Consider the following 2,729-nt stretch of genomic DNA (forward strand, 5'->3'; position numbering starts at 1 on the left):
GCGCCCCGGTCACGGACCGGGGCGCCCTCCTCGTACGTCAACTACCCACTCAGTGCAGCGCCTTGAGCCCGATCACGCAGCCCACGATGCCCGCGAGCAGCGCCAGCTTCAGGGCCGACACCGGCTCTCCGCCGAACGCCATTCCGTAGGCCACGGTCAGCACGGCACCGATGCCGACCCACACCGCGTAACCGGTACCCACCGGCAGTGTGCGCAGGGCGAAGGCGAGACCGGCCATGCTCAGGGCGAGACCCACACCGAAGACTACGGTGGGCGCGAGCCGGCTGAAACCCTCCGACTTTCCGAGCGCGGTGGCCCAGACAGCCTCGAGAACACCGGAGACGACAAGAACGATCCAAGCCATGACGGAACGGCTCCCTTCGGCGCCGTCGTCAAGATCCGGGTACGGCGCACCTCGTCCGGGAGCCGGTCGGGCTCTGCTTCCAGGTTCTCACACACCGCACGCCTCACCGTGGTGACTGTGGCCACAGCGCCCTCACCACACGGTTCACGACTTCTGCGGGACCGGACAACTGCCCGTCACCGGGCTCCCGTTGTGCCCGCCTCGTGGACGAAATGGGCAAGCCTTTCACCACTTCCGCCCCTGCCGCGCGTACGGGTTTCGAGGCGTGTACGGCCGGGCACTTTCCCAGACCCACACCACCCGGCCCGACCACCGGAAGGCAGCCCTCATGATCCGCGGGATAGACGTCAGCTCGTACCAGTCCGAGTTCAGCACCGAAGGTGTCGACTTCGTCATCATCAAGGCGACGGAGGGCCGCTCCTACATCAATCCCCGCATGAACGCCCAGGCGAAGAGGGCTCGCGACGCGGGCTGCGTGGTGGGCTTCTACCACTTTCTGTGGCCGGGGAACATCAAGGCCCAGGCGGAGTATTTCGTCTCCAAGGCGGCGGAGAGAGGCGGCGATATTCTCGCGTGCGACTGGGAGCGGACGGGCGAGGGGACGTACGCGAGCAATGCGCAGAAGGATCAGTTCATCAAGGAGGTGAAGCGGCTTCGGCCTGCGAATCGGTCCATCCTCTACACGAACCGCGATTTCTGGCTAAATGTCGACGTTACGTCCTACGCCGGCGACGCCCTCTGGATAGCCGATTACGTCACCGCAGGAAAGCCCCGCATCAAAGCCAAGTGGCGCATCCACCAATACACTTCGACGCCGCTCGACAAGAACGTCGCAGACTTCTCCAGCCGAGCGGCGATGAAGGACTGGGCGACTACCGACTGAGTTCTCGCCTCAACTTCCGGGCGGGCGGGTCAGCCAGGTAGTCGTTCAGGACTCCGTACGTCCTGAGTTCGGCGGGCAGCGCTTCGTACCAGGCAAGGCCATATGCGTTGCACTTGGAGCAGACGAGGGCCCGCACACATTCTCCGCAGCTCCTCCTCCCCGGACAGCACGCGTGGTCGTGATCGACATCGGGAGTCCGACCGCGCGCGAACTCAACCACCTTGCATATCGCACACCTCCCTCCTTGGTGCTGGAAGAGTCGATCCGCGAACTCTCGCGTGAGGCCGTAGTTCCGAAGGCGAACGACCTCGGCGTTACACGGTTTGCAGTACGGGCGAGGAACCCCAGCCGTATTCAGCACGGAGAATTCGTCAAGCTCTTTCAACTCCCCACACTCCAGGCATTCCATGACCCCACTCTTGAGCATGGCCTGATACGCACCGTTGTCCCTGCGCCTACGCAAAGGCACCAACGGCCGCCCCAACCGCTGTTGTTGATAGTGCGCATTACAGAGCCCTCTCGCGGACACCGCCCGCGCACAACCCTCGAACCCGCAGTCCTCGTCCTCCTCGGAGGCCAGCGGTGACAAGCCACGCCCTCGATGGAACTGGTCGTAATGAGTCCGGCAGAACCCCTTCGTGAGCCGGTGCCTGTCCGAACTCCGATCGCAACTCCACCCCTTTCCTACCGCCACACACACCCGCACCGAACCCAACCGCGCACCGCTTGCATCAACGTTCACGAACCGAACAACGACTCGAATCCGTGTGGGGTTACGGGTCTGGCCTGCCGCTTCGCCGACTGGTTCGACGCGCTCGTTCATGTGCGGGAGGTGACTCCGGCTCGGCCGATATAAGCCCCCCAGCCGGAGGGGCTCAGCCCCTCAACCGCCCCAGCGTCTCGCCCAGTTCCTCCCGCAGCGTTCCCGCCGCCCCCTCCGCGTCGCCCCGTCCGATGGCGTGGACGAGGGCCGCGTGGCTGTCGTCGCCCGGGGTGGGGTCGGGGGTGCGGAGGTCGAGGAGGTCGACCAGGTCGATGAGGGCCTGGCGCAGGGCGGGGGCGAACTCGGCGAAGAGGTCGGTGAGTACGGGGTTGTGGGCGGCGCCGACGACGGCCGCGTGCAGGGCGATGTCGGCATCCACGAAGGCCGCGTCGTCCGCCGGGGCCGCTGCGCGGCGGGCGTCCAGGGCGGCGGTGAGGAGTTCGATGTCGGCCGGGGTGCGGCGCTGCGCGGCGAGGCGGGCGGCTTCGACCTCGACGAGCATGCGGACCTCGTACACGTCGACGACGGTGGCGCGGCGCAGTCGGGCGGGCCAGTCCTCGGCGGGTTCGAGTGCGGTGACGAAGACTCCGGCGCCCTGGCGGGCCTGGACGAGTCCGGCGCCGGCGAGGGCGCGGAGGGCCTCGCGGAGGGTGGAGCGGCCGATGCCGAGGTCCTTGGCGAGGGTGGTCTCGCCGGGCAGCCGGGTGCCGACCGGCCAG

The 2,729-nt window shown here is 67.1% G+C and carries 4 protein-coding genes and 1 riboswitch; of the genes, 1 reads left to right on the forward strand and 3 read right to left on the reverse strand.

Annotated elements, in window-relative coordinates; all coding sequences use genetic code 11:
- Positions 1 to 49: 49 nt before the first annotated feature.
- On the reverse strand, positions 50 to 364 hold the full coding sequence (locus GUY60_RS36555; RefSeq protein WP_161705808.1) for a DMT family transporter: 315 nt from the start codon (positions 362 to 364) through the stop codon (positions 50 to 52).
- Positions 365 to 380: 16 nt separating this feature from the next.
- Positions 381 to 441: riboswitch (guanidine-III (ykkC-III) riboswitch) on the reverse strand.
- A gap of 251 nt (positions 442 to 692) precedes the next feature.
- On the opposite strand from GUY60_RS36555, the gene GUY60_RS36560 reads away from it, so the two are divergent.
- Positions 693 to 1,247 carry a glycoside hydrolase family 25 protein gene (locus GUY60_RS36560; RefSeq protein WP_161705809.1) on the forward strand — a complete coding sequence of 185 codons (555 nt, stop codon included), beginning with the start codon at positions 693 to 695 and terminating at the stop codon, positions 1,245 to 1,247.
- Here the strand turns inward: GUY60_RS36560 and GUY60_RS40020 are convergent.
- Positions 1,237 to 2,070: an endonuclease domain-containing protein gene (locus GUY60_RS40020; RefSeq protein ID WP_376771361.1), complete on the reverse strand. Its 834-nt coding sequence runs from the start codon at positions 2,068 to 2,070 to the stop codon at positions 1,237 to 1,239. The two genes, GUY60_RS36560 and GUY60_RS40020, sit on opposite strands and share 11 nt — an antisense overlap.
- Before the next feature lie 52 nt (positions 2,071 to 2,122).
- Positions 2,123 to 2,729 (reverse strand): FadR/GntR family transcriptional regulator (locus GUY60_RS36570; RefSeq protein ID WP_161705811.1); only part of this gene is annotated, 607 nt, incomplete at its 5' end.

Origin of the sequence: Streptomyces boluensis (genome assembly GCF_009908195.1) — a bacterium.
GTDB classification, from domain to species: domain Bacteria; phylum Actinomycetota; class Actinomycetes; order Streptomycetales; family Streptomycetaceae; genus Streptomyces; species Streptomyces boluensis.

What these genes read in the sequence shown, in the direction of transcription:
- GUY60_RS36560 (WP_161705809.1), top strand. Translation starts at nt 693, where the DNA reads ATGATCCGCGGGATAGACGTCAGCTCGTACCAGTCCGAGTTCAGCACC.
- GUY60_RS36555 (WP_161705808.1), bottom strand. Translation starts at nt 364, where the DNA reads ATGGCTTGGATCGTTCTTGTCGTCTCCGGTGTTCTCGAGGCTGTCTGG.
- GUY60_RS40020 (WP_376771361.1), bottom strand. Translation starts at nt 2,070, where the DNA reads ATGAACGAGCGCGTCGAACCAGTCGGCGAAGCGGCAGGCCAGACCCGT.